This is a genomic window from Williamsia sp. R60 (genome assembly GCF_054063855.1).
In genome coordinates this window covers 12,765-35,277 of the sequence record NZ_JBSSGR010000006.1, presented here as the reverse complement: position 1 = coordinate 35,277, position 22,513 = coordinate 12,765, and the positions used below count along the sequence as shown (strand labels likewise).

Here is a 22,513-nt window from a genome sequence, read left to right as displayed (position 1 = left end):
CGCACCCATCCACGACACGCCTCACCGCAACCCAACGGGCCCAACCCGCTGACCGTTCAAGTGCCCTGTGTGTCGAAACACCTCCTGGTGACATTACGAATGTCCGTGCGCACTGCTAACGTTCACCACCGAGCCTGGTCCCAATGCGACACTCCCCCCGTCGCATCCAGGTGCTCGCACCCCCCTTAGACCGCGAGCACCGGGACCAGGCTTGCCCCATTAGATCGACAGCAATGACACATTGCCACCAGCATCACCACGGCTTCGCGGTCGATACAGATGAAGAGGCGAGGCAGGAGCGCGTAAGCCCCCTCGCCGGACCCGAGACCCTGAGCGACAACTCAACGCAGCGCAACCGACACCTAGGTAGCGCAATACTGCTGTGCACTAACTAGTTTTGCTTTCCTTCGGATCATTCGTAGTTTCACGAAAGTCAGGCCGACAAGAGCACTACAGTCAGTGCACCTAGTTCGTAGGCGAAGGGAGCATTCCGTGAACAACCCCGCCGGCCCGCCTGTCGCTCCCCAAGGCCCGCCCCCGCCTGCTGCTCCCCAAGGCCCGCCCCCGCCTGTTGCTCCCCAAGGCCCGCCCCCGCCTGTTGCTCCCGAAGGCCCGCCAGAGCCAGGGCCAAAGACAACGGGGGCGATGATCACTGACGCTGCGCGCATGGCCATTCCGCTTGGCACCGCGGTCATCGTCGGCGTCCTCATCGCCCTCGGACTAGAAGGCGATGCGCGGTCGCGGTTTATTCGCGATGAACCAAATCACGTGTTTATTCCACTTGCGTTGGTTCTCATAGGAGTGACACTCCCTGCAGTAGCTGCGGCCGTTCGCGCACAGCAGGCGCGAACCGCCGCCCAGCACAAGGCAAGTCTCTCCGCCCCCGACAGAGCCCTCATCGTCTTCATACTGGGTGTAGCGGCCCTTGTTTTCGGACTCTGGTGGGCGGACGACTTCAGCTGGTCGGCGCCCGTAGCTATTGCCTTTGTTATCTCCGGGCTGGTGATCATCGTGCTGTCCTTTGCTGCGTTGCGATTCGCACCGGAGAAAACGCCCCGACTACTCGCTGACATCCACATCATTGGGCCGGAAGTCATTGGTTCCCTGCTTGTGCTGGCCGGTGCCTTGTTGGTCGCATTCTGGGGCACTGAGGCAATCGCTCAACGTGAACAGCCCGACATTGTTGTGTCTGCTCAGACAGATTCGGAGAACGCCCGGCTTGTGAACATACAGGTGGCGGGCTCTGGTCTCTCTCTTCGAAGTAGGGACAAGATGCTCGTGCGGGTCATGGCTGTCAAGACCGAAGTTCCAAGCACCATCGAAGCGGCATGCAGGAACCCTAGAAAACCCGGCCGCGAGGTTGTCGCTGGCGCCGCTCCTGACGCCGAGGGGGAACTTGAAACTCAGGTCGAAGGTGCGACGACGCGCACGTTGTACTGGGGTGAGAGTGGACCAACGTCAACGGGGTCTACCGACATGGCAGTCACATTGCAGGTGTCCCGCGACGAGTACCAATGGGTTTGTGTCTACGCCACTTTGAGTGCAAGAGAATTTCTTGCTCCCGCTGACAGGGTCAGCGATGCGCCGCGGCTCGCACTAACAATTCTCGACCTCAACAATGCCGGCCCAGCATCGCCTGGAAAGTCCACGCCTTCCTCGACACCGAGCGGGTCCGAGCCGGCGGCCACTACTGGCTAGTTGCGCGGCGGCGAGACCCGGGAGGTTAGTTCGGGTTCGCGGGCACTGTCAGAGTCGTGATCCGTCCTCCACAACCCATGGCTGATCAGCGACACTCATCGGGATCCCAGATCCCCACTTGCGCTGCACGCGCAGAATTTTCCGCGTCAGTCTGCATGTGCATGCCATCGTGGATCAGGTTCATGGCGTCGGCCGGGTCCGAGATTCTCCTGGCCCACCCTGTCGTAAGTTGCTCCACCGCCACCGATGAGCTGGCTGTCATGCGCCCAGTGAGATGTGCGCGAGTGTTCCCTTGACCGTCGGTTCGAGGTTGGCCGTCCTGGTAATGGACTCGGACACCGGTCTCCGGGAGAACGGACTTCAGGTGCTCGGCCGACTTCTTGGCCAGACAGCGTTCCCGGTTGTCTGACGACGTCGCATCGGCCGCCTCGATGCCGATGATCTTGATCGTCGTCTCCACCCCGTCGAGATCGACCACCACAGTGTCGCCCGAAACAACCTGGACCACGGGCTTGGCTTCAGGGTCTATCCGCTCGAGAACCACCGTCTCCGAAGGCGGTCTGTTGGTATAGCTGTAGCCCGAAGTTCGATCCCAATCACCCCCGCACCCGGCCAATATCAGCAGGACCGCGCACCCTACCGCCGCCGGCTGCCACCCGCGCTTCGCGACCGTCATTGTCTCTGTAGGCCACTCGGCCGCGGCGCGAACCCGCGTGCCCAAATCTCACGGACGGCGACCGCAACCAACACCACAGCCACGGTGAGCATCGTGCTGAACTCGACAGAGTCGAGGACGCCGGGGGTAGCCAACAACAACAGTCCAAACGCCACGCACGGCGCGGCGACCGTCACGATCCCCGGCACTACCTGGCGTACTGCAATCGCCTCGACCACAGCAGCGATGAGCACCACCACGAACGTCACCACCGACCACACCTCCAACTGCGTCCACGGGTCCTGGTACGACGACGATGCAGCGAAATCCGTAATGGCCACCGGCGCTTGAATCGGAGTGTTGGCCGTCCAATCCCCCGACCACCCAGCAAAAGACGTGGCGCCAAGGAAGTAGCCGTAGCCATAACTACTGGCACCCGTCCAAGTAATGCCACCCGCAAAGAGCGTCACCACCATAAAGACCCACCACACACTATGGCCAGTGATGCGGGCCAGTGAGAACACGCGGTGCCGGGTCATGGCCACAAGTGTTGCAGGGCTTGCAATCAGCCCGTGGGGTCGGTCAAACGGTCTACCGGCGTGGCCCGTCTCGCCGGCGGCGGAGTGCGTCGTCGTATCCGCTTCGCCGGGGCGAGGCGTCTTGGTGTCGCGTATCGCTGGGCGGTTGTGCGAGTGGGCCGCGTGTTGGTGTCGGTGTTTGCAGGGCGGCGAACTCGTCGTCCGAGAGATGGCGGCGTGCGGGTTCAGCTTCGAGGACTGCCGTGGTGCCAACGATTCGTTGGGCGCGTTCAGCGAGTTGTTGCTGGCGGAGCGCTGTCAGACGTTGTGCAGCAGCGGCGTTGTTCGCCGCTGCTTGTGCGTCGGCGATCGCTTCGACAGCGGCCAGGAGTTGGCCCATGACCATCGCCCACGCCATCGCCGGGTCGGTGTGCGCTGACGCCATCATCAACACCGCGGCGGCGCGTGTGCCCGATGACCGGGTGCGCATCACCGGGCGCGGTCGGCTGTAGGTCCGTGAGGCGGTGCGTGCCAATGTGTTCGCTGCGTGGGCCAATGGCCCGGGGATCGGTTCGGTGCGCGAGGACCACGCGGCGAACACCCCAGATACAACGCCGGCCGCTCGTGCGACCTGCTCGCGGTCTTCGGCAGGGATCGACCGTACGTAGTCGGTCCACCCCGCCAGCTCGCGGCGCGCCTGGTCTAGCTGCCGCCGCTGGATCGCGGCAGCATCGACACCTTCGGCCGTTGCGACTGCCGGTTCGTCGGGCACCGTGTACGGCAGCTTCGCGCGCGCTCGCTCGACCGCGTCGGGATCACGTGCGGGTGCGCCAATTGCATGCGTGCGCCACCGTCGCCGAGCCATGCTGTCGATCTCCGAACTGGCCACACCCCACTGCTTACGCAGCTGTGTGATCGTCAGGTCGCGACCCAAACTCGTTCCCGAGTACCAAACGACGTCCGCCGCGTCCATTCTCGCTTTGTCGGTCCCAGCCGACATCAATCCGACCGAGTAGCCGACAACTTTGTTCTCGGTGTCCGACCATCGCGGCCGCACCACTACGTCGAGCTGCTTTGCCAACAGCTCGACAAAGTCGGCCTCGTCGTTGGCTGCTGTGGCGGCCGCCCGTACCCGACGTGCCAGTTCGAACCGCACTGGCTCGCCGCGCTGCTGCTTTGCTTTCTTGCCCGCCTCGGTAGCCGGGCGATCGGCCGTGCGGCCGGCCTCCACGGCGGGTGCATCAACGTCGGGGCGCATCTGCAACGCGGTCTCGACCTCAGCCTGGTGGTACGACGGCGACACAGCTTGGTCATCCCGGTCGATCTGCAAGTTGTACTTGCGTTCGAGCATCTGGATGACCTGTGAGGAACGTGGGCCGTCGCCTTGCGGCTTCTGTCCCGGCGCGGGGGGCACGAACAACTTCACCAACGACCCGTCCTCGCGGACCATCGACGCCGCGATATGGATGTGGTCGTTGCCGTTCGTGCTCTTGCCGTGATGGATGGCCACCCACCGGCTGCCTGCGTCGGTGGGATCGACCGAGTCAAAGCCCATCTCGCGCATGAACTCTTCGGCGATCTTGCCCCACAACTCATCGCTCAACTCGGCCTCGTCGGCTCGCAGAGCCAGCGAGCACTGCCACACATTCGCATCTTCAACCCGCGCCATCGCCCGCGCCCCGGTCTCGGTGTAGCCCTCCGCCAGCGCCGCCTTCTTACGTTTGGGATCGACCCACGGAACCTTCACGTCATGCAGTACATGGGGTTCATCGAGTTCGCGGGCAATCGCGATCGCGTCGTCTTTCGACAACACCCGAACCGAGTTGTCGGCCGACCACATGAACCGCTCGACCGCACCGCCCCGACCGGCAACCATGTGCGGATTGGTGTGCTCGTTGTGCTTGCCCGGACCCTGCAAGTAATAGATCAGGCCGGCCATCTTCTGGCCGCGAGTGATCTTGCCCCTCACCGCGTCACCGCCGCAGACTGCGCAGCGGTGCGACCCGACGACACCTGACGCATCCGCCGCGTCACCTCATCGCACGACCGGGTCACTGACGCCAACGCCGCCGACAACTCCTCCGGCAACTCACCGTCAGTCGAGTTCACATGCTTTGCGATCTGGTTGATGTTGCGGCCGATCGCCAGCAACAGATTCCGGGTGTCCGCAGCCTGCTCCAACGCCACCAATGCTTCCTGCCGGCGCGACATCACCGCGTCCGGACCCTCACCCCGCCACTGCGGATTGAGCGTCGACTCGATCAACAACCGCGGCACCGACACCCCTTCAGCCGCCGCGCGCAACACCAACAACTCCCGCTGCTCATCAGTCGGTTTGACCTTGAACGGCGACGCAGTCCGCCCACCAGGAACATTCGCCTGCCGCTTGCGCCGAACCGACGTACTCCCCGCCACGCGAACCCCCTGTCGATGCCGTCCCGGTGCCGAAGGCCCGCGCCCCAAGCGCGGAACCTCATCTCTTCTCGTGTTCAGCCTAGCCCCAAGCTTGGCTGAACACCACGACTTAGGGGACCTAAGTTATATCTTGCTCCGCCGGACTAACCGTCCGTAAGGCTCCCCGCCTCACGTTGCGGAGCATTCGGGAGACGGCCACGCTTCGCGCGGCCGAGAATCGGCCGCTGCGCGGCCTCGGGCTTAGGACAACGGGGCAGACAATCGACGTCAACAGCAGACAACCCGGCCGGCGGACATGACGAACCGCAGCTCCACTTCCACCGCAAGCAGCTATTAGTGATCGCCAGGTAGTCGGACCCAGCACCTATGGTCAGGTGGAAAGGCACTCACGAAGCGGGGGTAACAAATGGCCGGGAACAAGAAGCGATACGGGCGTAGCAATCCCAACCGTCCGCCGAAGAAGTCAACGCCCCGGAAGCCAGCGCCACCGCCGACCACCCAAGCAATGCCGCATCCTCGTCCCCCACACATTGACCCACGACTAGCCCAGCTAGGTTCGGGAAACCTGAACGCCGACGTCGCGCTGATGCAGCAAATGGTGGCCGAACAAAATTTTCCGGTCATGGCCCCGGACGTCGGCCTGACCGCGCTGACACACGAAGCCCGCATCGAACTAATCGCTTCCCTCGACTTGGAACTGACACTTACGTCGGTTGCTGAGCTGTTGTCGTCGTACGACATCGCAACGACGACTGACCAGCAGGCGCAACGCATCGAACGCCGCTTCGTTGATTCGATCCTCGAACCATGGGGCGCAACACTTGCCAAAAGAGTTGCGAAAGGTGACGTTCTGATTGTTCCACGCACAGTGGCTCAACTCCTCAGGGAAGTTATCGAATCGGCCAACATCACGTCGTCAGCTGCCAGGCCAACCCCCGGCCAAATCGCCGAACTCCTGATGAGCATCAACTCTGAGCACAACACAAACGAGTACTCAGAGGACGGGACCCTGAGCGCTGACGCGATAGCCCGGATGCAGACCGAGATCTTCTCAATGGACGCCGAACAGACAATCGCCAAACTGCGTGAGAACATGACCGGGGAAGTGGCCAGCGTTCTCGCTGACACACCTCTGAAACCCGAAGTTGCCCAGGGCAACTTTGCTGCCACGTGGCAACGGACTTGGCCCGAACGTGTGACAGACCCAGCTCTCGGCGAGACCCCTTCAGACACATTTGCTACCGCCAACGGAGTGGAACTCGCGGATCTGCAGATACTCGGGCAGTTCCTACTCGACGGAATCATGTCGCGAAAGCTTCGGTACACGCGAGCAGAGCTTGCGACAAGCGGGGCATCATTGGCGGCGATCGACTACTGCTTTGACGAGATGTCCTGCCCCATAAGGCAGTATCGAAAAGATCTCGCTCGAGACCGTAGACAAGGTTCTGTTCATCAGCAACGTTTCACCTTCACCCGGTTCCCTTTTTTGCGTGCGGGGTCTGGAGAAGAGATCATCGCGCTGCGTTACCACTGGGTCGTCGACCGCTTCTTCGGCCAGATGCTCTACTGGCCGACGTTCGCCGGCCTGACAGGCTTCCGCTTCGGGAAGGACCCTGATCCCGGATCACCCGCCGAATCGTTCAGCGCCGGAATGAACGATGTTTTCGAACGAACTGTCGGCGACTCCCTTGCCAACATCACCACGAACAGTCGCTCAGCGACAGAAGTCATCAGCGAAAGTCAGTTGCAAGCAAAATGGTCTACTCGCCGCGGAAAAACCCCCTCGGCCTGTGACTGGGTCGTGAAAGCTGGCCGATACTGCCTCGTTGTCGACGCAACGAACCATCATCTCGACGCCCACCTCGCACAAGGCCTGGGCAACGTCGACACCTATGCGCTCGACATGGAGACGACGTTCGGCAATCCCGGCGAGAAGTTTGATCAACTCGCGAAGACGATGCGCCAGTTGTTTGAGTCCGGATCGCAAGACTTCGGGCTTCCAGCAGACGTGGTCTTTGTGCCCTTGATCGTTGTGCCCGACGGCGGGGTGCCCAACACCGACAGCACCGATCTCGACCTACAACTTCGCAGTCGGCCGCATATGGAAGAGTTTGACGGACACATCTTGGCTCCTGCCGTGCTGACCCTGACCCAGCTGCAACTCATCGAGGGAATCTCCGAGTACTTCGGGCGCAACCCTCTCTTCCCGGACGGGATCATGGCGCTGGTGTCGTGGCGGACCGAATGCATGAAGACAATCTGGCCAGCCCCTTTCGACCAGTACATCGATTCGATCGTTCCGGCCCGCCCGATACCCACCCGAATTCTTACCGCGGCCTCCGAACTGTTTGCCTCGTTGCGAGTCCGCGGATCGACAACACCGGACAACGCTGGCTGATAGCGCTAAACAGTGACTTCCATCCCCGCCGCCTTGCGCCACTTCAGCACCACCGACGTGGCCTCTCACCGTGTGCAGTTCAATCCCGAAGCCTGGCGCACCACGTTCGCCGACCACGGAGAAGCACTCACTCAGTTGGCCCACCACGCCCACACCGAAGGTGGCATCGCACGGGCCTACATTCACCACCGCGCCGACACTGACCCTATTGAACTGTTTCTGATTTCGATGGTGTGGGGATACGGCAAAGTCGGGTACGGCCCGCGACGTATTTCCGACATCCTCAATCAGGTCGGCGCGGTCGACAAGCTCCGCGCCATCGTTGAAACCACCAGCAACGACGGTGCAGCCGCCGGATGGAACGCACTTCTCAACACCCACCGTATTGGCGGCCTGGACATGTCATTCGGAACCAAACTTCTCTACTTCGCCGGCTACACAACAGACCACCGACCACGGCCACTCATCCTCGACAACGTCGTCCGAACCGCCCTACAAGACGCCGCCCCCGGCACAGTCCCAGCATCAGGACGAGTCCACCGCGACGACTACATCCGCTACCTGCAACTGGCCGAAGACTGGGCTGCCGACCCCGAATGGAACGTTGAACCCGATGTCATCGAGTACGCCCTCTTCAACCAACGCTGAAGCCGGCGACCCACAATGAGCCCAGACCCAGCAGAGAATGCGTCGACCGCCGCCTTACCCCTAGCCGAGAACGCGCGAGCACGTCCGTCGTGCCTGAGGTGTCTGATGGAGACGTGAGCAAACAAAAGCCCGCCAAGGTCAAGCCCACCCCAACGCAGGTGTTAGCGGCATTCGTACGCCGAGGCCTGGCGAGTCGCTTTACATCCAATTGCACTTGACCAGAACGAACTTCGAATCCTGGCTGAGCTGAGCTATCACGCCGCTGAAGACCTGCCCGATGGCCGCATAATGTTCATCAGGCACCGCCCTGAAGAGCCTAGTTTTGAGTCCTTCGTAGCCCGCCTCCGACCTTTCACGGTGGTCAATGACGATCTGCACTACGGAAAAGTTCTCGACGCCATCGACTCCCTGACAAGCGGGGGACCCATCGCAATCGCCGAGAAGACTACGGACATTCGCACTCGCTGGCAGCAAGCAGTCGAACGCTCTAGTCAGACACGGGCCTACAAGGTCCTAGTGGAAGATGGCGGCCAATCAGACCTCGAGTTGGCCTACGCCTGGCTGTACCAGGATTCGGTACACGGTGACATCAAGCACCAACTGCCGGGCCTAGGCATCGAAGATCGCTACGAAGCGGCGGTCAGCGTCTTCTCTGCCATTGGGCTGATGGTGTGCGAGACGCTCGACCATGTCAACGAGCTGGCCTCCGAGCAACACCTCACCATTCCTGCTGGATCATTCTACGAGCCAGTCGTCGTAACCGAGACAGTGATCCGCCACAAACTCGAAGTATCAACGGACCCCGAAGGAACCCCACTGCCAGAAACGCTGGCAGAAGATCAGGACGCGGCATACGAAGAAGTCGACTCTGCATACTTCCGCCGGCTGCCGCTCGAACCAGACGGATCGCGAGGCATCAACCCCACTTGACTTGTTTCAGTCTAGGGGGGTAGACTAAAGTCATGATTGCGGAGCAGCCGACTCGTAAGGTGACCAAAGAACTGCGCGCTGCCGATTTCACGCGTGTGCGTGATGCCAAGGGCAGCCACGGTTTTTGGGCCTGCCCGACGGGCCGACACACCATGACCATCCCCGACGGACACAAGACCATCAGCCCCGGAGTGATCCGCAAAGTGAACAAAGCAATCGCCGAGTGCGACTGCAAATAATCCCGACCAAGGAGAAGACCGACATGACCTACGACGTTGAGGTCACCCGCGAAGGGCGGTGGTGGATGATCTCCATCCCCGCCCTCGACGGGCTCACCCAAACCCGACGACTCGCTGACGCAGAAGCCGAAGCGATCGACTACATCGCCGTGGACACCGACGTCGCCAAGTCCACTGTGTCGGTGAACGTCCGCGTGCATGTGGACAACGTGGACGCCACCGCAGCATCGGCGACCGTTCGCGAACTCAAAGAGAAAGCGGACCGCTACGAACGTGAAGCCAGCGAACACACCCGCCGGCTCGCCTGCGACCTCGCCGACAAAGGCATCCCCTACCGCGACATCGGTGCCATCCTCGGCATCTCTCAGCAACGCGCGCACCAGCTCGTTGAGACAACACACAAGCACGCAGCGTCCGCGTAGCCAATGACCGACCTCGACAACGCTGGGGCCCGGCAGGCGTCAAAACGTGCGCGCGCCAACATCGCTGACCTCACGCTGATCGTTCGCGTTCCCGGTCGACCCGCTGACGTTCGTGTCTTCACCGACGCAGAGGCAGACGACACCCACAAATATGCGAGCACCGTCGGCGGCACCGCCGAACCACTCGCCACGCACTGATTGCTCTCGACCGCTGTCACTCACCCGTGGAACACTGGAAGCACTCTGCAACCAAATATTGATCCAGTGAGTGAAAGGGGACACCTGTGTCCACAGCAATCCGTTTCGATCCCGAAGCCGCCGCCAACGCGCTCCTCGCCGAACAAAGCGAACGCGAACGCGTCGTCCGCGACCTGGCCGCGTCCTACGGCGACATCCTCCAACGCGAACAGGACCTCGACACTGCCCGCGCAGAGCACCTGCAGCTGCGTGTCCGCGCCAGCGAGTTCGGCATCACCGACGCCGCGCTGAAGAAGGCAGGCATCTCGACCGTTGGCCTGGAACGCAAACCTCGTCGCACCAACAAGAGACGAACTGCCCCGTCCGGAGCCCAGCTAGCCGCAAGCGCCCACACGTCCCACTCCGATGGAGAAGTGGGCTCGGTGAACGCCTGACAGCCAGACAGCAACACCTGGTGCCCCCAACGAAATGTTGGGGGCACCAGGTGCTTACGGCGTTGCCTCAGCTGACATCGTGGCCAACGCTAAGTGTCGCGCGGGACGGTCTTAATCCTTAGTCTGCGTGCAGACAGGGGGGCCATGACAACACTGAACGATGACCTACTAACACCCGACAGTCCCGACGACCTTCTAAAGAAGGACGTCCTGGATAGTTTCTGCGTTACGGGTGACGCCCCGTGGAGCATCATGACCTCTGCCGAGTCGAATTCGTCTTTGGCCGCCGTGCTTGCTGGTCTGCTAATTGCCACTATCGCTGTGATGTTCAACTGGCCCGAGGAGCGGCACACCATCGCACTGTTCGCCTCGGGGGTGGTCGTTCTTGCACTCGACAGCTACCTCTTCAGTCACGTCAAGGCGGTACAGCCCTTCACGCCATTCCCGATAGTTTCCGCACACCAAGTCCGGATCGATGAGGCATGTGAACGCGCATGGATTCAAGCGATGCCGGCCAGTGGCATGCTCGCCACTGGAGGGGTCGCGCTCATGTGTGGCCTCGCCTGGATGATGACGACCTACGAAACCCAATCTGCAAGGACCGAGGCGTTCCTGCCCACCCTTGGTGGGGTTCTCGCCGTTTTCGTCATCACTATCACCGACTTGTTGCTGATAGCCACGACGGTCCAGTACTTAGATGTTGTGGAACAAGCCGAGGGCTGGCCTTTACTTTGGTTCGCGATTGTGTTTGCAGCGGCGATGGTGATTCCAAGTTGGGTCTTCGTGTATCGATCGACACGGATCTTACGAGAGGCGATTAAGTCCCGAAACGAGGTCATTGACGACGCCACCAACCCGGTAGAGCAGCCCCAGATGAAGCTGAAACCTACCGGCGCACTGAAGTCGGCCACCGTAGGGACTGGTCTCTATGCTCTCGTAGGACCATTCTTCGCCGGGTTCTATGCACTCGTAAACCAAACTGGCAATGCGCTATTCATCTGGGGAGCAGTCGTAGTCGGTCTGTTCTACCCGGCGGGCGTAGCGCTTCTCATGAGCCTGTCTTTGCCTAGGCCTGCCAATTCCGTTGCCCCGTCGCCTCGACCACCACGGCACCAGCCAACACGAGTTGGTGCAATCACCATGGCGGTGCTTATTGCCATGGTGACCGCACTACGCCGGGGTTAGCGGGTTCGTCCGCGAGAAGCCGGATTATCTACGTACGTTGGTGGCCTCTCTCGAACAGGTTCCCGGCTCGGAGCGTGGCCGCGCGGATGTGCGGCTGTGGCCTCCAGAACGGACTTCGGGCCGCCGCTGCGGCGTTGGTCGCGTGCGTAGCGGGTGGCTTCGAGCATGTGCCCGCGTTGGGTTGCTGACACGAACTCATCGGCGGTCACAAACGGTGACTGCTCGACCATCGCCTTGGTGGGGTTGAGCATCAACGACCACCCTGGTGCGCGGCCAGCCTCCAGCAAGCGTTGGTCGGCTGCCTCGCGGGCAGCGATCGCTTCGGGCGTGTTCTGCGAGGCCTCGATGTCCATACGAAGCTGTTGCATCTGCACCTGTTTGGCCTGCAACTCCCCCGACTGAGCGAACACCGCATCCATCCGCGGGGACTGCACCTCGATCTCGCGTCGCCACCGATCAATCTCCCGGTCGATACCACCGATCTTGTCGGGCATCCGCTCAAACGCGTTCTCCAACCGCGTCGCCAACCCACTGGCCACCGCTGCGACGTTGTCCTGGGGATCCTCACCGAGCGCCGCCTGACGCGGCCACAACTGCTCAGGCTTCATCGTGAACTGCGGTTGCCCCGGAACATCGAGCCACACCCACAACTCGTCGGTGCGGGCGATCCGCGCCGCCTTGGCCACCACCCCACCCTCGAACTCGGCAATCTCCATCGACCGCCCCATCCCCTGGCCCTTGAGTGCCACGTGCACGGCCTGGACGCGATCGAGCAAAGCTCGGCTGCGGTCGGTGCGCTCAGCAAACTCCTGACCGTTCACAGTGAACAGTTTCCCGCCGGCCGCCCACTGCTCGTGATGGGCAGTGAGGCGTTCGAGCTCCTCGCGCTCGGCCTCGAGTTCGGGAATCCTCTTGTCGGCCTGACGCACAATGCTGCGGGCGTTACGACGCGAATCAGCGTGCGCACCCGCAAGGGCTTCAAGGTTTTTCACCTCGTCCTCCAGGTGCACCAGCGTCATGAACCGCTCATCACCGGTCGCCGCTGCCTTCGTCGCTGCGGCCGCATCCGAGATCGACTCGCCGCCGACGTCTTCGACCTCGGTCACGTTCGGGTCGAGCTGCCCGGACTTGGCCTGCTCGATGAACGCCGCCTTCGACTCGACCTTGCCCCACATCACCGTGTCGGTCGTTCCGGCCGTCACATACGAGAAGATCTGGATCTGCTCGTTCTGGTTGCCCTGGCGGATGATCCGGCCTTCCCGCTGCTCCAGATCGGCCGGCCGCCACGGCACATCCATGTGATGCAGCGCGACCATCCGGTCCTGGACGTTCATCCCGGTACCCATCTTCGATGTCGACCCCAGCAGCACCGCGATCTGACCCGACCGTGCCCGCGCCGCCAGCTCCAACTTCTGCGACGGCGACTTCGCATCGTGAATGAACGCGATCCTCTCTGCCGGGACTCCACGCTCGATGAGCCCCTCGCGCACCGCTTCATACGCAGACCAGCCACCGCCTGGTTTGGGTGTGCCCCGGTCGCAGAAAATCAGCTGCAACCCACCTGTAGTCGGTGAGATCGCCCCGGTCTCGGTGCGGTACTCGTTGCCCGAGTTGGCGTGATAGATCTGCGTGACCTGCTCGGCGACGGCGTCGCTGCGGGTGTTACCCGGATCGGGTTCGATGTTCGCCAGCCGAGGATCCAAAGCGACGTTGCGGCCATCGGAGAGCACCTTGAGGGTGTTGTCCAACTCCGGATGGCGGGGGTCGAGGTTCTCCAGACGATGTTCGAGATCAGCGATGAAGTCGGCCACCTCTTGGCCCGGTGTGGTCGTGACGATCTGCCGACCGTCATAGGTCGGCAGGTTCGCCGGCACCTGGGCGCGGGTGACCACATCGGTGTACTGCGCTGCCATGGCGAACATTTCACGGGGGTTGGCAAACGCCGACACCGTGGTGACCACCTTGAGCCGGGTACCGGTGGCATTGGTGATCGTCTCGGACTTGGTCGTGGTGAACGACGCCGCCCAATCGGTCACCGACCGCACCCCCGCCGTCTCGAGGACATCGGGGCGTAGGTACTGCTGCATCACCCACGCCTCGGACAGACTGTTGGCGATCGGGGTGCCGGTGGCGAACGTGGCCACCCGCTCCGCGCCCGCCGGCAGATAGTGCCCCAGCGCCCGCGCCTGGTCCTGCACCCGCTCACGCAGCAAGTCCAGCTTCATCGACAGGTCTTCGGCCTTCTGAGACCCGGTGTGCGCCAACGTGTCGACCGCACACGTGCGGGCCTTGTTCTTGTACTCGTGCGCCTCGTCGATGAACAGGTAGTCACACCCGGTCTGCTCGAACGTCACCCCGTCGTCTTTGCGGTCCTTGTCGAGCAACTTCTGCAGACGATCATCCATCCGCTTCTTGGCGGTCTCGATCTTTTTGATCGTGGTCGGGTTCATCGAGTCCCGACCGCTCGACAGCTCCTCGCCGAGCTGGTCGATCTGGGCTTGCAGGTAGTCGGTGCGCCGGTCTTCGCTGACGTTGATCAGCTCGAACACCGAACCAGGAACGATGACCATGTCCCAGTTGCTGGTCGCGGTCTGGGCGACGAACATCCGCCGATCCTGGGCCGACATGCCCTTGTTGCCCACCAACACCTCAGCGGCCGGATACCACTGCTTGACCTCTCGACCGAACTGCTCGATCAGGTGGGTGGGCACCACAATCCACGGCTGGGCCACCACACCACGACGTTTGAGCTCCATCGCAGCCATGAACATGGTGCCGGTCTTGCCCGCACCGACCACATGGTCGAGCAGCACCGTGGACTCCGCCGCGATCCTTGCCACCGCATCGCGCTGGTACGGGTGGGGGGAGAACGTCGGCGACAGCCCGGGCAGTTGCAGGAACCGGCCATCGTGCTTGGGCGGCACCCACGAGTTGAACCGGCGGTTCCACTCACCCACCAGCCGGTCGCGGCGCTCATCATCGGACCACAACCACGACCGGAACTCCCCCACGATTTTGCGGGCCTGGACCTGCGCCAAAATCGTGGCCTGGGCATCGACCTCTGGTGCACCGGTGTCTTCGCGTAGCTTGGCCGGGTTCTTCACCACGATTGGGCGTTGGTTGAGCAACGCCTCATACAACTCGACAGCGTCGACAGCCTTGTCCGGGTGGGCATGGTCAGCGCCGTAGTCGGTGCGCATCAGCGTTGTATTGCGCTGCCAGGTGGGAACGTTGACGTCCCAGCCTTGCGAGGTGTGGTCGACCGATACTTCGTCTGCGCCGAACACTTCCCGCACGAACAAGGCGTAGTCGGCCGGTTCGATCCACGTCGCACCCAACGTGACCGCACCGATCTGGGACGGCTGTTTCGGCTCGGGGATCACTTCCGACAGGGCTTCGGCATACTCGGCCCACTCGGTGTTGCCCGGATCGTTCTCCGCGGCCGCCAACGCCCGTTCATGTTTGGCGAGGACGTTGCCCGACAGCGCCACCGCCGCCGGCACCAACAGCCCGTTCTGGTCGGGGTCGGCGTACACCAGGCCGCGGATCTGCTCCCGCGCCTGCACTCGGCTGGTCCCCAGCAGGTCAGCGACGCGTTCGAGGTCGATGGTCCCGGATTCGCCCAGCACGATCGAGACTGCTTCCTCCGGCGACTGGGCCGAGGTCATCGGTGCTGGTTTGGTCACCACATCGCGCGAGAAGATCGCTGTCTTGGATACCTCCCCGGTCTCGGAGTCATAGCGCTCCAACGCCAGCAAGGTGGCGAGTGACGGGTCTTGGCGTAGCGCTTCGATGTGGGTTTGCCGCCGGATCGTCGGCGAGGCCTGCCACGCCTTCTCCTCCAGCTCGCTGGCCACTGATTCGGGCAACGGACCGTCGTAGGCGATGCCGTCCTGGTCGGCGTTCTTCTCCCGCCACTTTTGTTCGGCCACAGCGAACTTCGCTTTCCCTTCGGCGGGGGTGCGGTCGCGGCCACCGGTGATCTTGGCCCGGTTGATCGGACCATAGGCGGCCAGATAGCCGTCGTAGATGGTGCCCAGCTCAGCGCGCAGCGCCTCCCGGGTGTCGAAGTCAGCATCGCCGCGCTGCGCGGCGATCGTCGCCTCGGACACATCACGCAGCCGCAGCAGATGCCGGGTCTCGGTGCTCCGCGACCGTGGGATCTTCACCACCTCGCGGCCCTCAAGGCCTTGACGCACGAACTCATCGGCCTCGGTGTCGTACTCGACCCGCCCGATCGGTGTGCGGTCGCCATACAACTCGCGGGCCGTGGCCATGCCCGCGTCAAAGTCGCTGGCACGCATCACGCGCGGACGGGCAGTCAAACCCCGACCTTGGTCGACAGCGGTGGCCACCTGCCTCGACAGCACGGTGGACAGTTGCTGCGGAACCTGCGCGAGATCGTCGGCGACCACGGTGAGCTGGTTGTCGCGGTACATCCCGTTCTCGGCGCGGACCTCCCCCAGAACCGCTTCGGGGTGCAGATCGAAGAACTGATTGAGCGCCACCAGCTGGCGCTCACCGCCCCGGCCGTCGACCCACACCTGCCCCGAATGCAGCCAGTCGACCGTGGCCGGGTTCGGTACCTCGTCGCCGGGTTCGCGTTTGCGGAACACCAGCACATCGGTGACCACCTGGGTGGCCGCCACCCGGGCAAAGGCGTTGGACGGCAACCGCACCGCGCCGACCAGGTCGGCCATGTCGTGGATTTCGCGGCGGGCTTTGTCGTCGGTGGAGTCCATCGTCCAGGCCGAGGTGATCACCCCGACATATCCGCCCGGTGCGGTCAGGTGCAGGGACTTGATGACAAAGTGGTTGTGAATGCGGTGCCGGCCAGGGTTGTGGACCGGGTCCGGGACCGAGAACGAGCCGAACGGAACGTTGCCGATCGTGGCGGTGAAGCTGTGATCGGGGACGCGGGTCTGCTCAAATCCCTCGTTACGGACTTGGGCGTTCGGATAGAGCAGGTGCGCGATCCGCGCGGTCGTCGGGTCGAGCTCCACCCCCACCATCGTCGCCGACTCCGGAGCCAATCCGATGAAGTTGCCGCTGCCACAACCTGGTTCAAGAACCCGGCCACCGTCGAAACCGGCCTGCTCCAACGCCGTCCACATCACCTGGGCGATCGCCGGGTCGGTGTAGTGGGCATTGAGCGTCGACGCGCGGGCCTCGCGGTACTCACCCTCGCTCAGCAGGTCTGCGAGCTGGGCGCGCTCGGGCTCCCACTCCGGGCGTTGCTCGTCGAAAATGTTCGGGCAGCCTCCCCACCCCGACCACGCCGAGAGGATCTGCTGCTCGCCGGGGCGGGCGTACCGGCCCTCGGTGTCACACGTCCGGGCCACCTCGAGGGCGGCGATGTTCGCCCGGGCCCTCGCCTTCTCCCCTGAGGGCACCAACACCCCGCCGGGATGGGCGAACGGTACCGGCGGCACGAACACCGGCTCTGCGGCCACCTCAGCGGCCACGGTGGGCTCTTCTGCCGCCGTTGGTGCCGGTGTCTCGGTGGGTTCGGGGTCGGGTTCCAAACCGGCGATGTCGTGGGTGGCTTTGATCCACACCCTCGATCCATCGGGGCGGCGGGCTTCGCGGGCTCGGACCTTCGCCAGCTGCGAGAGCGGCACACCCATTTCGTCCTGAGCCACCAACGGCAACGCCTCGACCTCGGACGGATCGGCCGGCAACGGCGTGCCACCGGGATCGACCACCGCCGGATCGGTGGGGATCCGGAAATCATCCAGGGACTCAAACAGCAGCCCCTGGGACGCTTCTAACTGGTCTGACGCCGCCGATTGCGGAACTGCGCCTGACGCTCTTCGGCTTCGGCCCGGCGAGCGGCCACGACCTGACCCAGCTCGACCGCCAGTGGATCGTCCGGGCTGCTCGGCACCCGCATCTGATCCTCGCTGCGCGCCTGCAACAGACTCGCCGCGTACACCTTGAACCCGATCGACTCGCTCGGCCACACCCCCTCGGTCAGCTCCTCGATCTCCACCGTCGGGTCGCTGGCCACCGAGGTCGTCCACCGCTGCATCGCCGGCAACGCTCGCATCGCCCGCTCCTCGGCCGCCGCCTGCTCGATCTGGGCCTGTTCGGCCTCCCTCAGCGCCCGGTCCTCCGGGTCCTGGTAGCCCTCCCACAGATTCGACAACGCGATCTCCTGCGCCGACAACCGGGCCTGATTGATCAGGTTCACCCGCTCCTGATGGTCGGCTTCGCGGCCCATCGACGTTTCCCACGCCGCGATCACCTGATGCTCGGTCGAGGCCGTCGTCTCCGCGATCGCCTGCTCGATCTCCGCGGTCCGATCGGTCACGAAGTCCTCGTAACTCGCCCGGTCCAGGTCCGCCAGCTCGGTCCGATACCGCTGGTGAACTGCCGCTTTGACCTCGCTCATTGTCTTCGCCTTCTGTCTGATTGTGCTGGGCAAATAGATCCAACTGGTCGCCACCGCGACCAGCAGAGTTACTGGTAGCCATGTTGGAGTACGCCTATTCAATTTGGTTGCAGAGTGCTCCCAGCATCGAACAGCTATGGCGAACAAGCAACCACTCAAACAGGTGCAGCTCCCTCAGCACCTCCCCCACAAACCCTGCCCGGCCGCTCGCGCATCACTCTCATCCGAACGAAACTCATTGCGGTAGAGGTAGTCCTGCCCTTGATAGGTGTACTCACGTGCCGCCCCGGCGGCCAGCAGACGCCGCGACAGCAACGACCCGTCGGGCAGCCACACATGCGCCAGCAATCGCCCGTACCGATCTTCCTCACCGGCCACCGGATCAGACTCCAACCGCACGACCTGCCCACCAGCGAGTGCGGTAGTCATCTCCGCAGCTTCAGGCCCGAAACACTCGGCCTCGTTCTGATCCGGCGGATGGCTGACTTCGGGGGTGTCGATACCGATCACTCGCACCCTGCGCTCGTTGTCATTGGGCATCTGCACCTGCAGGGTGTCCCCATCAATCACCCGTGTGACCTGCACAGGTAGAGCGGTCTGGACACCGCCTGTGGGGTTGCGGACTCGGATGTCGGTGTCAGGTTCGCTGCAGCCTGCGACAACAAAACCCAGACACATCAACGCCGCCACGCCCCGAAAGCGCAGCGGCACAACACCACCTACCCTCATCAGACATCCACGTCGAGGTCGTTCACAGCCACGCCCATCAAGCAAAATGTCTTTGCGGCTGCGGGAATGGCGAGTGGTCTTCCTGCGGCCCTACTCGCCACGGTAGATCCCGTCAGGGCCCGCGGATCGAACGAAGTCGGCGAAGTCTGCGTTGCCTAGTGCCAGGTTGTTCTCGATCCACGACATCGCTGACGGGAGTACTCGCAGGGTTTGCCCGTGCTCGTCGGGGTGTTTGGTGCCGCCGATGTTGATGGCCAAGATGGGGTGCTCGGGATGGGTCAGGGTCACTCGGTCGGCCACGAAAACATAAAACGGTGGCGGCTCACCGATCCGTTCGAGAAGCTCCTCTACCGAATTGTTGAGGTAGGCAGGGTTATCGACCGCGACGAGGTCGGCCCTGAACCCTTCGTTCGGCTCAGGTGCGATCGCCGCCCTGCACACGTCATTCCATGCCTCGAAGTCGTCGTAATCGACGCGAATGAGTACCGACTCGTTCTTGAGTTCATCGGACCCCACGCTCGCGGTAGACATGCGCGGCAACTCCCCCACGCGATGCGGCGGGGCGGTTATGGGCGGTGGCGGAGCATGGCGAGACGTGCCTTTGATGACTGTGCGGCCGGCGGGTCCGGCGATGGGCCAGATGTCGAGCCGTATCAGCGTCTGGTCGGTGTCTGGGCGCAGATCGCGACTCGATACGCGGATCATGTTCCACCCGTCGGGGATTGAGTCCAGAACCGGATCGAGCACCCGATTATGGTCAGCTTCTGCTGTGAAAATCATCGGCTGAATCCGGGCTGGCAACAGTCCAAACTCACTTCCTCCTTGCTCGACGTAATCCCACACCTCCGTGTCGCGCAGGGGCGGCTCAGCAGCGTGGGTCTCGAGTTCTAGGACCATCCCGCGAGCCGTGTAGGGCAGCAGGAAACCCAGCGCTGGATCATGGGGCGGATAGACGTTGGCCCATCTCGGGTCATCTGGATTCGCCCGGTATGCCAGCACAAAATCCGGGTCCAACTGCACACCGATGTCCAGCCGGTAGTCACCGGTAGGCCAGTCCTGGGGGCTCCGAGTAGAAAATATGCCGACGACCGCGACGGAGTTGCTCGCATGAGGCCATTCGTATCGTGCGTACACCACGAATCATCTCCCCCGTCATGGGCACGACCAGGCTGCCGGTGCCCCTTGTCCTTAATGAAAAACGTTACGTCAGCGGTCGTTCGCGCCCACCGTCTTACACGTCCACGATCAGGTAGTCGGCGACGACACCGTCGCAGTCGTAGGCCGGTTGTTCGGGGAGGTCGTCGGGGTGGGAGGGGGTGAGGTTCATGAACTGGCCTGGCGCCAGCGGCTTTTTACTGGCCACGCGTGCGGTCGCGCCATCGCCGAACTCCACCACGTAAATCGTGTGGCCATCGCGGGTTGCAATGGGCTTGTCATCGGTGACCATGGATAACTGCAAGAGTCAGATCTCCTCTTCGTACGGTGTGCTGGTGGCATAGCAACAGGCATCAGTCGCTGCCGTCCATCGGTTTCTGGTTCGGTGCGTGGTGGTGGGCGTTGGCGTCGAACGGGAAGTCGGGATGCTCAGACCATAAGAACGCCAGGGATATGAGCTGTTGGTCGTTGGCGGTGGCGGCCACCGAGTGCAGAACATTGGCCATTCTGAAGACCTCGTTGGGGCCGAAAGTATCGATTAGTTGGGTGACCGGGGTCTGTTCGAGTTCCCCTCGGGGGTCGTCTTTGTGACGTACGGCGATCGCGCCGTCAGTTCGCCGGCCCCAGGCCCACCGCTGCAGAACACCGTCAGGTTCGTTGTCTGTGGTGAACGTGGCGTTGGCTGCCCTCGCGAGCGCAGTTTGTTCGCGTAAGCGGTCTTTGATGAACGCAGCAACATCGGTCATGCGTGTCCCTCCCCTGGGCACAGTCGTGAAATTGTTAGATATCGAACAGCCCCGGTTGCAGATTCGCGGCGTGGGCATCGGTGCGGGCGATGTAGGCGTCCATCCACTGCCGAATCTCGCCGGGGCTGACCTCGAACATCTCAGAGAGCACCGACAGCGAATGCCCCTGATCGTGGTGCAACCGGTAGACCAGTTGCTCACGGTATTCGGGGGTTTCATGCTCGTACAGGGTGTTGTCGCTGGTTGTCATCGATCGGCACCTTCATCGGCGGGACCACCAGCTCGGGTGGCGGCGAGGCGATCTCGCAGGTCGCGGGCGCGGCGGCCGTGGGCGGCCATGTACTCGAAAAGGTCGTCTTCGGGCAGGGTTTCAGCAGCGGTGATGAGCCCTTCGCCAGCTGTCCGGTACAGACGCCGGTAGGCCAGTGCGAGGACTTCAGCGGCGTACGCGGGTGCTTGGACTCCGGTGATCTCCGGACCTTGCGCCCAGGGGTTGGCCGCGGTGGCGGTGTCTGCGACGTAGTTGAGCAGCATGGTCAGCTGGGAGGCGGTGTGGGCTTGGCCGCGTCGACGCAGCTCACCCAGGACAACGACAGCGGTGTGCGGGTTCTCCTCGCCGCCGTGGGTGAGGATCTGGCGGATGATGCCGAATACTTCAGCAGCGGCAGCACCGTAAAAGTCCGAGGCTCGGACGTGGTCGGTGGCAGCCAGGGCGGTGTCCCGGTCGGCCCACATCAATGCGCAGAGGAAAAACGATTCGGCCTGTTCGGCGGGGTCGCGGTCCTCGACCAGCTCCGGCCCGGGTGGGTTCCCGGTGTAGAGGTCGAACACCTGCGCTGAACGCTCTGTCCCCTGGTCATCTGCTGGTGTGCTCATCGTCGTCTCCCCCTGTGGATGCGCGTGTGGTCAGTCGGCGACTGCGGTGAGGGCTTCGGTGGCCCACTGCTGGCACTGACTGGCGAGGTCTTCCAACTCGGCTGCATACCCGGTGTCCCCCTCAGCCCGGGCCCGTTCGGCACCTACCCAATAGCGGGCCGCGCGCTGTTCGTACTGCGCGTGCAACCGGGCCTGCTGCGCCCGGTCCTCCTCGTCGTCAACGGCCGGCGCATTGGGGCAGCCCGGCCCGTGAGGATCGCTGAAGTGCTCGCCGCACGCGGGGCAGCAATCGTCGGTGTCAGGAAGGGCGGTTGTGGTGGCTGTAGTCATCTCTGGTGTCCCCGTTCTGGTGTATTTGGTGATTGCGGTTGGCGATGAAACGTGGCTCAGACGACGATCGTGTTGCCCTCAGAGTCGACGTCGAAGCACAGGTAGTCGCCGGGGAACTCCTGGTTGACGCAGCGGGCGTGCGGGTTGTCGCTGGCGGGGCAGCTGTAGTCACCGCACCCGCAGAACGGGCCTGCGTAGTAGTTCGTCGCGGCGCCGTGGTCCTCGTTGACCAAGCGCTCTTCGCGTTCGGCGTCGATGGTGTGTGTGGCGGTCATGATTGTTGGTCCTTTCAGGCGGCGGTCTGGGTCAGGGATTTAATGCGATCGGGGCGAAAACCGGACCAGTTCTGTTCTCCAGCAACAACAACGGGCGCTTGCAGGTGGCCCAGGCTCATCACGTAGTCGCGGGCCGAGTCGTCGGTGGTGATGTCCACGACGTCGTAGTCGACTCCAGCTTTGTCCAGGGCCCGGTAGGTGGCGTTGCACTGCACGCACGCGGGCTTGGTGTAGACGGTGATGGCGGTAGCAGTCATGGTTTCGGCCT

At 63.0% G+C, this 22,513-nt stretch carries 24 protein-coding genes; 9 read left to right on the top strand and 15 right to left on the bottom strand.

The window, feature by feature from the left end:
• The first annotated feature begins 666 nt into the window (after nucleotides 1–666).
• The gene (locus ACVWY6_RS23695; RefSeq protein WP_036398620.1) at nucleotides 667–1,698 is read left to right on the top strand and encodes a tetraspanin family protein; all 1,032 of its coding nucleotides are present in this window, start codon (nucleotides 667–669) and stop codon (nucleotides 1,696–1,698) included.
• 85 nt (nucleotides 1,699–1,783) lie between these two features.
• On the opposite strand, the gene ACVWY6_RS23690 is transcribed toward ACVWY6_RS23695, so the two are convergent.
• The 4 genes from ACVWY6_RS23690 to mobC all read right to left on the bottom strand — a co-directional run bounded on the left by ACVWY6_RS23690 (nucleotide 1,784) and on the right by mobC (nucleotide 5,286).
• On the bottom strand, nucleotides 1,784–2,242 hold the full coding sequence (locus ACVWY6_RS23690; RefSeq protein ID WP_030175540.1) for a thermonuclease family protein: 459 nt from the start codon (nucleotides 2,240–2,242) through the stop codon (nucleotides 1,784–1,786).
• A gap of 128 nt (nucleotides 2,243–2,370) precedes the next feature.
• Entirely contained in the window at nucleotides 2,371–2,892 is a 522-nt protein-coding gene (locus tag ACVWY6_RS23685; RefSeq protein WP_156045798.1) for a hypothetical protein, read from the bottom strand.
• 52 nt (nucleotides 2,893–2,944) lie between these two features.
• Nucleotides 2,945–4,840 carry a relaxase/mobilization nuclease domain-containing protein gene (locus ACVWY6_RS23680; protein ID WP_051722074.1) on the bottom strand — a complete coding sequence of 632 codons (1,896 nt, stop codon included), beginning with the start codon at nucleotides 4,838–4,840 and terminating at the stop codon, nucleotides 2,945–2,947.
• Complete coding sequence (mobC, locus tag ACVWY6_RS23675; RefSeq protein ID WP_051722073.1) at nucleotides 4,837–5,286, bottom strand: plasmid mobilization relaxosome protein MobC; 450 nt, start codon at nucleotides 5,284–5,286, stop codon at nucleotides 4,837–4,839. Before mobC ends, ACVWY6_RS23680 begins: the two co-directional genes overlap by 4 nt.
• Before the next feature lie 586 nt (nucleotides 5,287–5,872).
• On the opposite strand from mobC, the gene ACVWY6_RS23670 reads away from it, so the two are divergent.
• From ACVWY6_RS23670 to ACVWY6_RS23635, 8 genes are all read left to right on the top strand, one after another.
• Nucleotides 5,873–7,684 carry a hypothetical protein gene (locus tag ACVWY6_RS23670; RefSeq protein ID WP_457541430.1) on the top strand — a complete coding sequence of 604 codons (1,812 nt, stop codon included), beginning with the start codon at nucleotides 5,873–5,875 and terminating at the stop codon, nucleotides 7,682–7,684.
• Nucleotides 7,685–7,696: 12 nt separating this feature from the next.
• Nucleotides 7,697–8,332 (top strand): 8-oxoguanine DNA glycosylase OGG fold protein, encoded by a 636-nt coding sequence (locus tag ACVWY6_RS23665; RefSeq protein ID WP_051722072.1) that lies wholly within the window; start codon nucleotides 7,697–7,699, stop codon nucleotides 8,330–8,332.
• 288 nt (nucleotides 8,333–8,620) lie between these two features.
• Nucleotides 8,621–9,262 carry a hypothetical protein gene (locus ACVWY6_RS23660; RefSeq protein ID WP_156045794.1) on the top strand — a complete coding sequence of 214 codons (642 nt, stop codon included), beginning with the start codon at nucleotides 8,621–8,623 and terminating at the stop codon, nucleotides 9,260–9,262.
• A gap of 32 nt (nucleotides 9,263–9,294) precedes the next feature.
• Complete coding sequence (locus tag ACVWY6_RS23655) at nucleotides 9,295–9,501, top strand: type II toxin-antitoxin system HicA family toxin (RefSeq protein ID WP_030175481.1); 207 nt, start codon at nucleotides 9,295–9,297, stop codon at nucleotides 9,499–9,501.
• A 23-nt stretch (nucleotides 9,502–9,524) separates the two neighbouring features.
• Entirely contained in the window at nucleotides 9,525–9,923 is a 399-nt protein-coding gene (locus ACVWY6_RS23650) for a hypothetical protein (RefSeq protein WP_030175478.1), read from the top strand.
• A gap of 3 nt (nucleotides 9,924–9,926) precedes the next feature.
• The gene (locus ACVWY6_RS23645; RefSeq protein WP_030175475.1) at nucleotides 9,927–10,121 is read left to right on the top strand and encodes a hypothetical protein; all 195 of its coding nucleotides are present in this window, start codon (nucleotides 9,927–9,929) and stop codon (nucleotides 10,119–10,121) included.
• 86 nt (nucleotides 10,122–10,207) lie between these two features.
• On the top strand, nucleotides 10,208–10,555 hold the full coding sequence (locus ACVWY6_RS23640; RefSeq protein ID WP_030175472.1) for a hypothetical protein: 348 nt from the start codon (nucleotides 10,208–10,210) through the stop codon (nucleotides 10,553–10,555).
• A gap of 144 nt (nucleotides 10,556–10,699) precedes the next feature.
• A complete protein-coding gene (locus tag ACVWY6_RS23635; RefSeq protein WP_156045792.1) occupies nucleotides 10,700–11,740 on the top strand; it encodes a hypothetical protein in 1,041 nt (346 codons plus the stop codon).
• Here the strand turns inward: ACVWY6_RS23635 and ACVWY6_RS23630 are convergent.
• The 11 genes from ACVWY6_RS23630 to nrdH form a co-directional block, all read right to left on the bottom strand.
• Nucleotides 11,737–17,445, bottom strand: a complete 5,709-nt coding sequence (locus ACVWY6_RS23630) for a DEAD/DEAH box helicase family protein (RefSeq protein WP_051722071.1) — start codon at nucleotides 17,443–17,445, stop codon at nucleotides 11,737–11,739. The two genes, ACVWY6_RS23635 and ACVWY6_RS23630, sit on opposite strands and share 4 nt — an antisense overlap.
• A gap of 62 nt (nucleotides 17,446–17,507) precedes the next feature.
• On the bottom strand, nucleotides 17,508–18,134 hold the full coding sequence (locus tag ACVWY6_RS23625; RefSeq protein WP_081907127.1) for a hypothetical protein: 627 nt from the start codon (nucleotides 18,132–18,134) through the stop codon (nucleotides 17,508–17,510).
• Nucleotides 18,135–18,308: 174 nt separating this feature from the next.
• Nucleotides 18,309–18,863, bottom strand: coding sequence for a thermonuclease family protein (locus ACVWY6_RS23620; protein ID WP_081907122.1), 555 nt, complete (start codon nucleotides 18,861–18,863; stop codon nucleotides 18,309–18,311).
• Nucleotides 18,864–18,953: 90 nt separating this feature from the next.
• On the bottom strand, nucleotides 18,954–20,000 hold the full coding sequence (locus ACVWY6_RS23615) for a DUF6924 domain-containing protein (RefSeq protein ID WP_156045789.1): 1,047 nt from the start codon (nucleotides 19,998–20,000) through the stop codon (nucleotides 18,954–18,956).
• Nucleotides 20,001–20,094: 94 nt separating this feature from the next.
• The gene (locus tag ACVWY6_RS23610) at nucleotides 20,095–20,322 is read right to left on the bottom strand and encodes a hypothetical protein (RefSeq protein WP_400730863.1); all 228 of its coding nucleotides are present in this window, start codon (nucleotides 20,320–20,322) and stop codon (nucleotides 20,095–20,097) included.
• Between the two features lie 49 nt (nucleotides 20,323–20,371).
• Complete coding sequence (locus ACVWY6_RS23605) at nucleotides 20,372–20,764, bottom strand: hypothetical protein (protein ID WP_030175451.1); 393 nt, start codon at nucleotides 20,762–20,764, stop codon at nucleotides 20,372–20,374.
• Nucleotides 20,765–20,798: 34 nt separating this feature from the next.
• Entirely contained in the window at nucleotides 20,799–21,014 is a 216-nt protein-coding gene (locus ACVWY6_RS23600; protein WP_030175449.1) for a helix-turn-helix domain containing protein, read from the bottom strand.
• Nucleotides 21,011–21,640, bottom strand: coding sequence for a DnaB-like helicase N-terminal domain-containing protein (locus ACVWY6_RS23595; RefSeq protein ID WP_051722068.1), 630 nt, complete (start codon nucleotides 21,638–21,640; stop codon nucleotides 21,011–21,013). Before ACVWY6_RS23595 ends, ACVWY6_RS23600 begins: the two co-directional genes overlap by 4 nt.
• Before the next feature lie 30 nt (nucleotides 21,641–21,670).
• On the bottom strand, nucleotides 21,671–21,970 hold the full coding sequence (locus tag ACVWY6_RS23590; RefSeq protein ID WP_033336318.1) for a hypothetical protein: 300 nt from the start codon (nucleotides 21,968–21,970) through the stop codon (nucleotides 21,671–21,673).
• 56 nt (nucleotides 21,971–22,026) lie between these two features.
• The gene (locus ACVWY6_RS23585) at nucleotides 22,027–22,245 is read right to left on the bottom strand and encodes a hypothetical protein (protein ID WP_033336316.1); all 219 of its coding nucleotides are present in this window, start codon (nucleotides 22,243–22,245) and stop codon (nucleotides 22,027–22,029) included.
• Between the two features lie 14 nt (nucleotides 22,246–22,259).
• Nucleotides 22,260–22,502, bottom strand: a complete 243-nt coding sequence (gene nrdH / locus ACVWY6_RS23580; protein ID WP_030175445.1) for a glutaredoxin-like protein NrdH — start codon at nucleotides 22,500–22,502, stop codon at nucleotides 22,260–22,262.
• Nucleotides 22,503–22,513 lie beyond the last annotated feature (11 nt).

What these genes read in the sequence shown, in the direction of transcription:
- ACVWY6_RS23695 (WP_036398620.1), top strand. Translation starts at nt 667, where the DNA reads ATGGCCATTCCGCTTGGCACCGCGGTCATCGTCGGCGTCCTCATCGCC.
- ACVWY6_RS23685 (WP_156045798.1), bottom strand. Translation starts at nt 2,892, where the DNA reads ATGACCCGGCACCGCGTGTTCTCACTGGCCCGCATCACTGGCCATAGT.
- ACVWY6_RS23670 (WP_457541430.1), top strand. Translation starts at nt 5,873, where the DNA reads ATGCAGCAAATGGTGGCCGAACAAAATTTTCCGGTCATGGCCCCGGAC.
- ACVWY6_RS23660 (WP_156045794.1), top strand. Translation starts at nt 8,621, where the DNA reads ATGTTCATCAGGCACCGCCCTGAAGAGCCTAGTTTTGAGTCCTTCGTA.
- ACVWY6_RS23655 (WP_030175481.1), top strand. Translation starts at nt 9,295, where the DNA reads ATGATTGCGGAGCAGCCGACTCGTAAGGTGACCAAAGAACTGCGCGCT.
- ACVWY6_RS23650 (WP_030175478.1), top strand. Translation starts at nt 9,525, where the DNA reads ATGACCTACGACGTTGAGGTCACCCGCGAAGGGCGGTGGTGGATGATC.
- ACVWY6_RS23645 (WP_030175475.1), top strand. Translation starts at nt 9,927, where the DNA reads ATGACCGACCTCGACAACGCTGGGGCCCGGCAGGCGTCAAAACGTGCG.
- ACVWY6_RS23635 (WP_156045792.1), top strand. Translation starts at nt 10,700, where the DNA reads ATGACAACACTGAACGATGACCTACTAACACCCGACAGTCCCGACGAC.
- ACVWY6_RS23625 (WP_081907127.1), bottom strand. Translation starts at nt 18,134, where the DNA reads ATGAGCGAGGTCAAAGCGGCAGTTCACCAGCGGTATCGGACCGAGCTG.
- ACVWY6_RS23620 (WP_081907122.1), bottom strand. Translation starts at nt 18,863, where the DNA reads ATGAGGGTAGGTGGTGTTGTGCCGCTGCGCTTTCGGGGCGTGGCGGCG.
- ACVWY6_RS23605 (WP_030175451.1), bottom strand. Translation starts at nt 20,764, where the DNA reads ATGACCGATGTTGCTGCGTTCATCAAAGACCGCTTACGCGAACAAACT.
- ACVWY6_RS23600 (WP_030175449.1), bottom strand. Translation starts at nt 21,014, where the DNA reads ATGACAACCAGCGACAACACCCTGTACGAGCATGAAACCCCCGAATAC.
- ACVWY6_RS23595 (WP_051722068.1), bottom strand. Translation starts at nt 21,640, where the DNA reads ATGAGCACACCAGCAGATGACCAGGGGACAGAGCGTTCAGCGCAGGTG.
- ACVWY6_RS23590 (WP_033336318.1), bottom strand. Translation starts at nt 21,970, where the DNA reads ATGACTACAGCCACCACAACCGCCCTTCCTGACACCGACGATTGCTGC.
- ACVWY6_RS23585 (WP_033336316.1), bottom strand. Translation starts at nt 22,245, where the DNA reads ATGACCGCCACACACACCATCGACGCCGAACGCGAAGAGCGCTTGGTC.
- nrdH (WP_030175445.1), bottom strand. Translation starts at nt 22,502, where the DNA reads ATGACTGCTACCGCCATCACCGTCTACACCAAGCCCGCGTGCGTGCAG.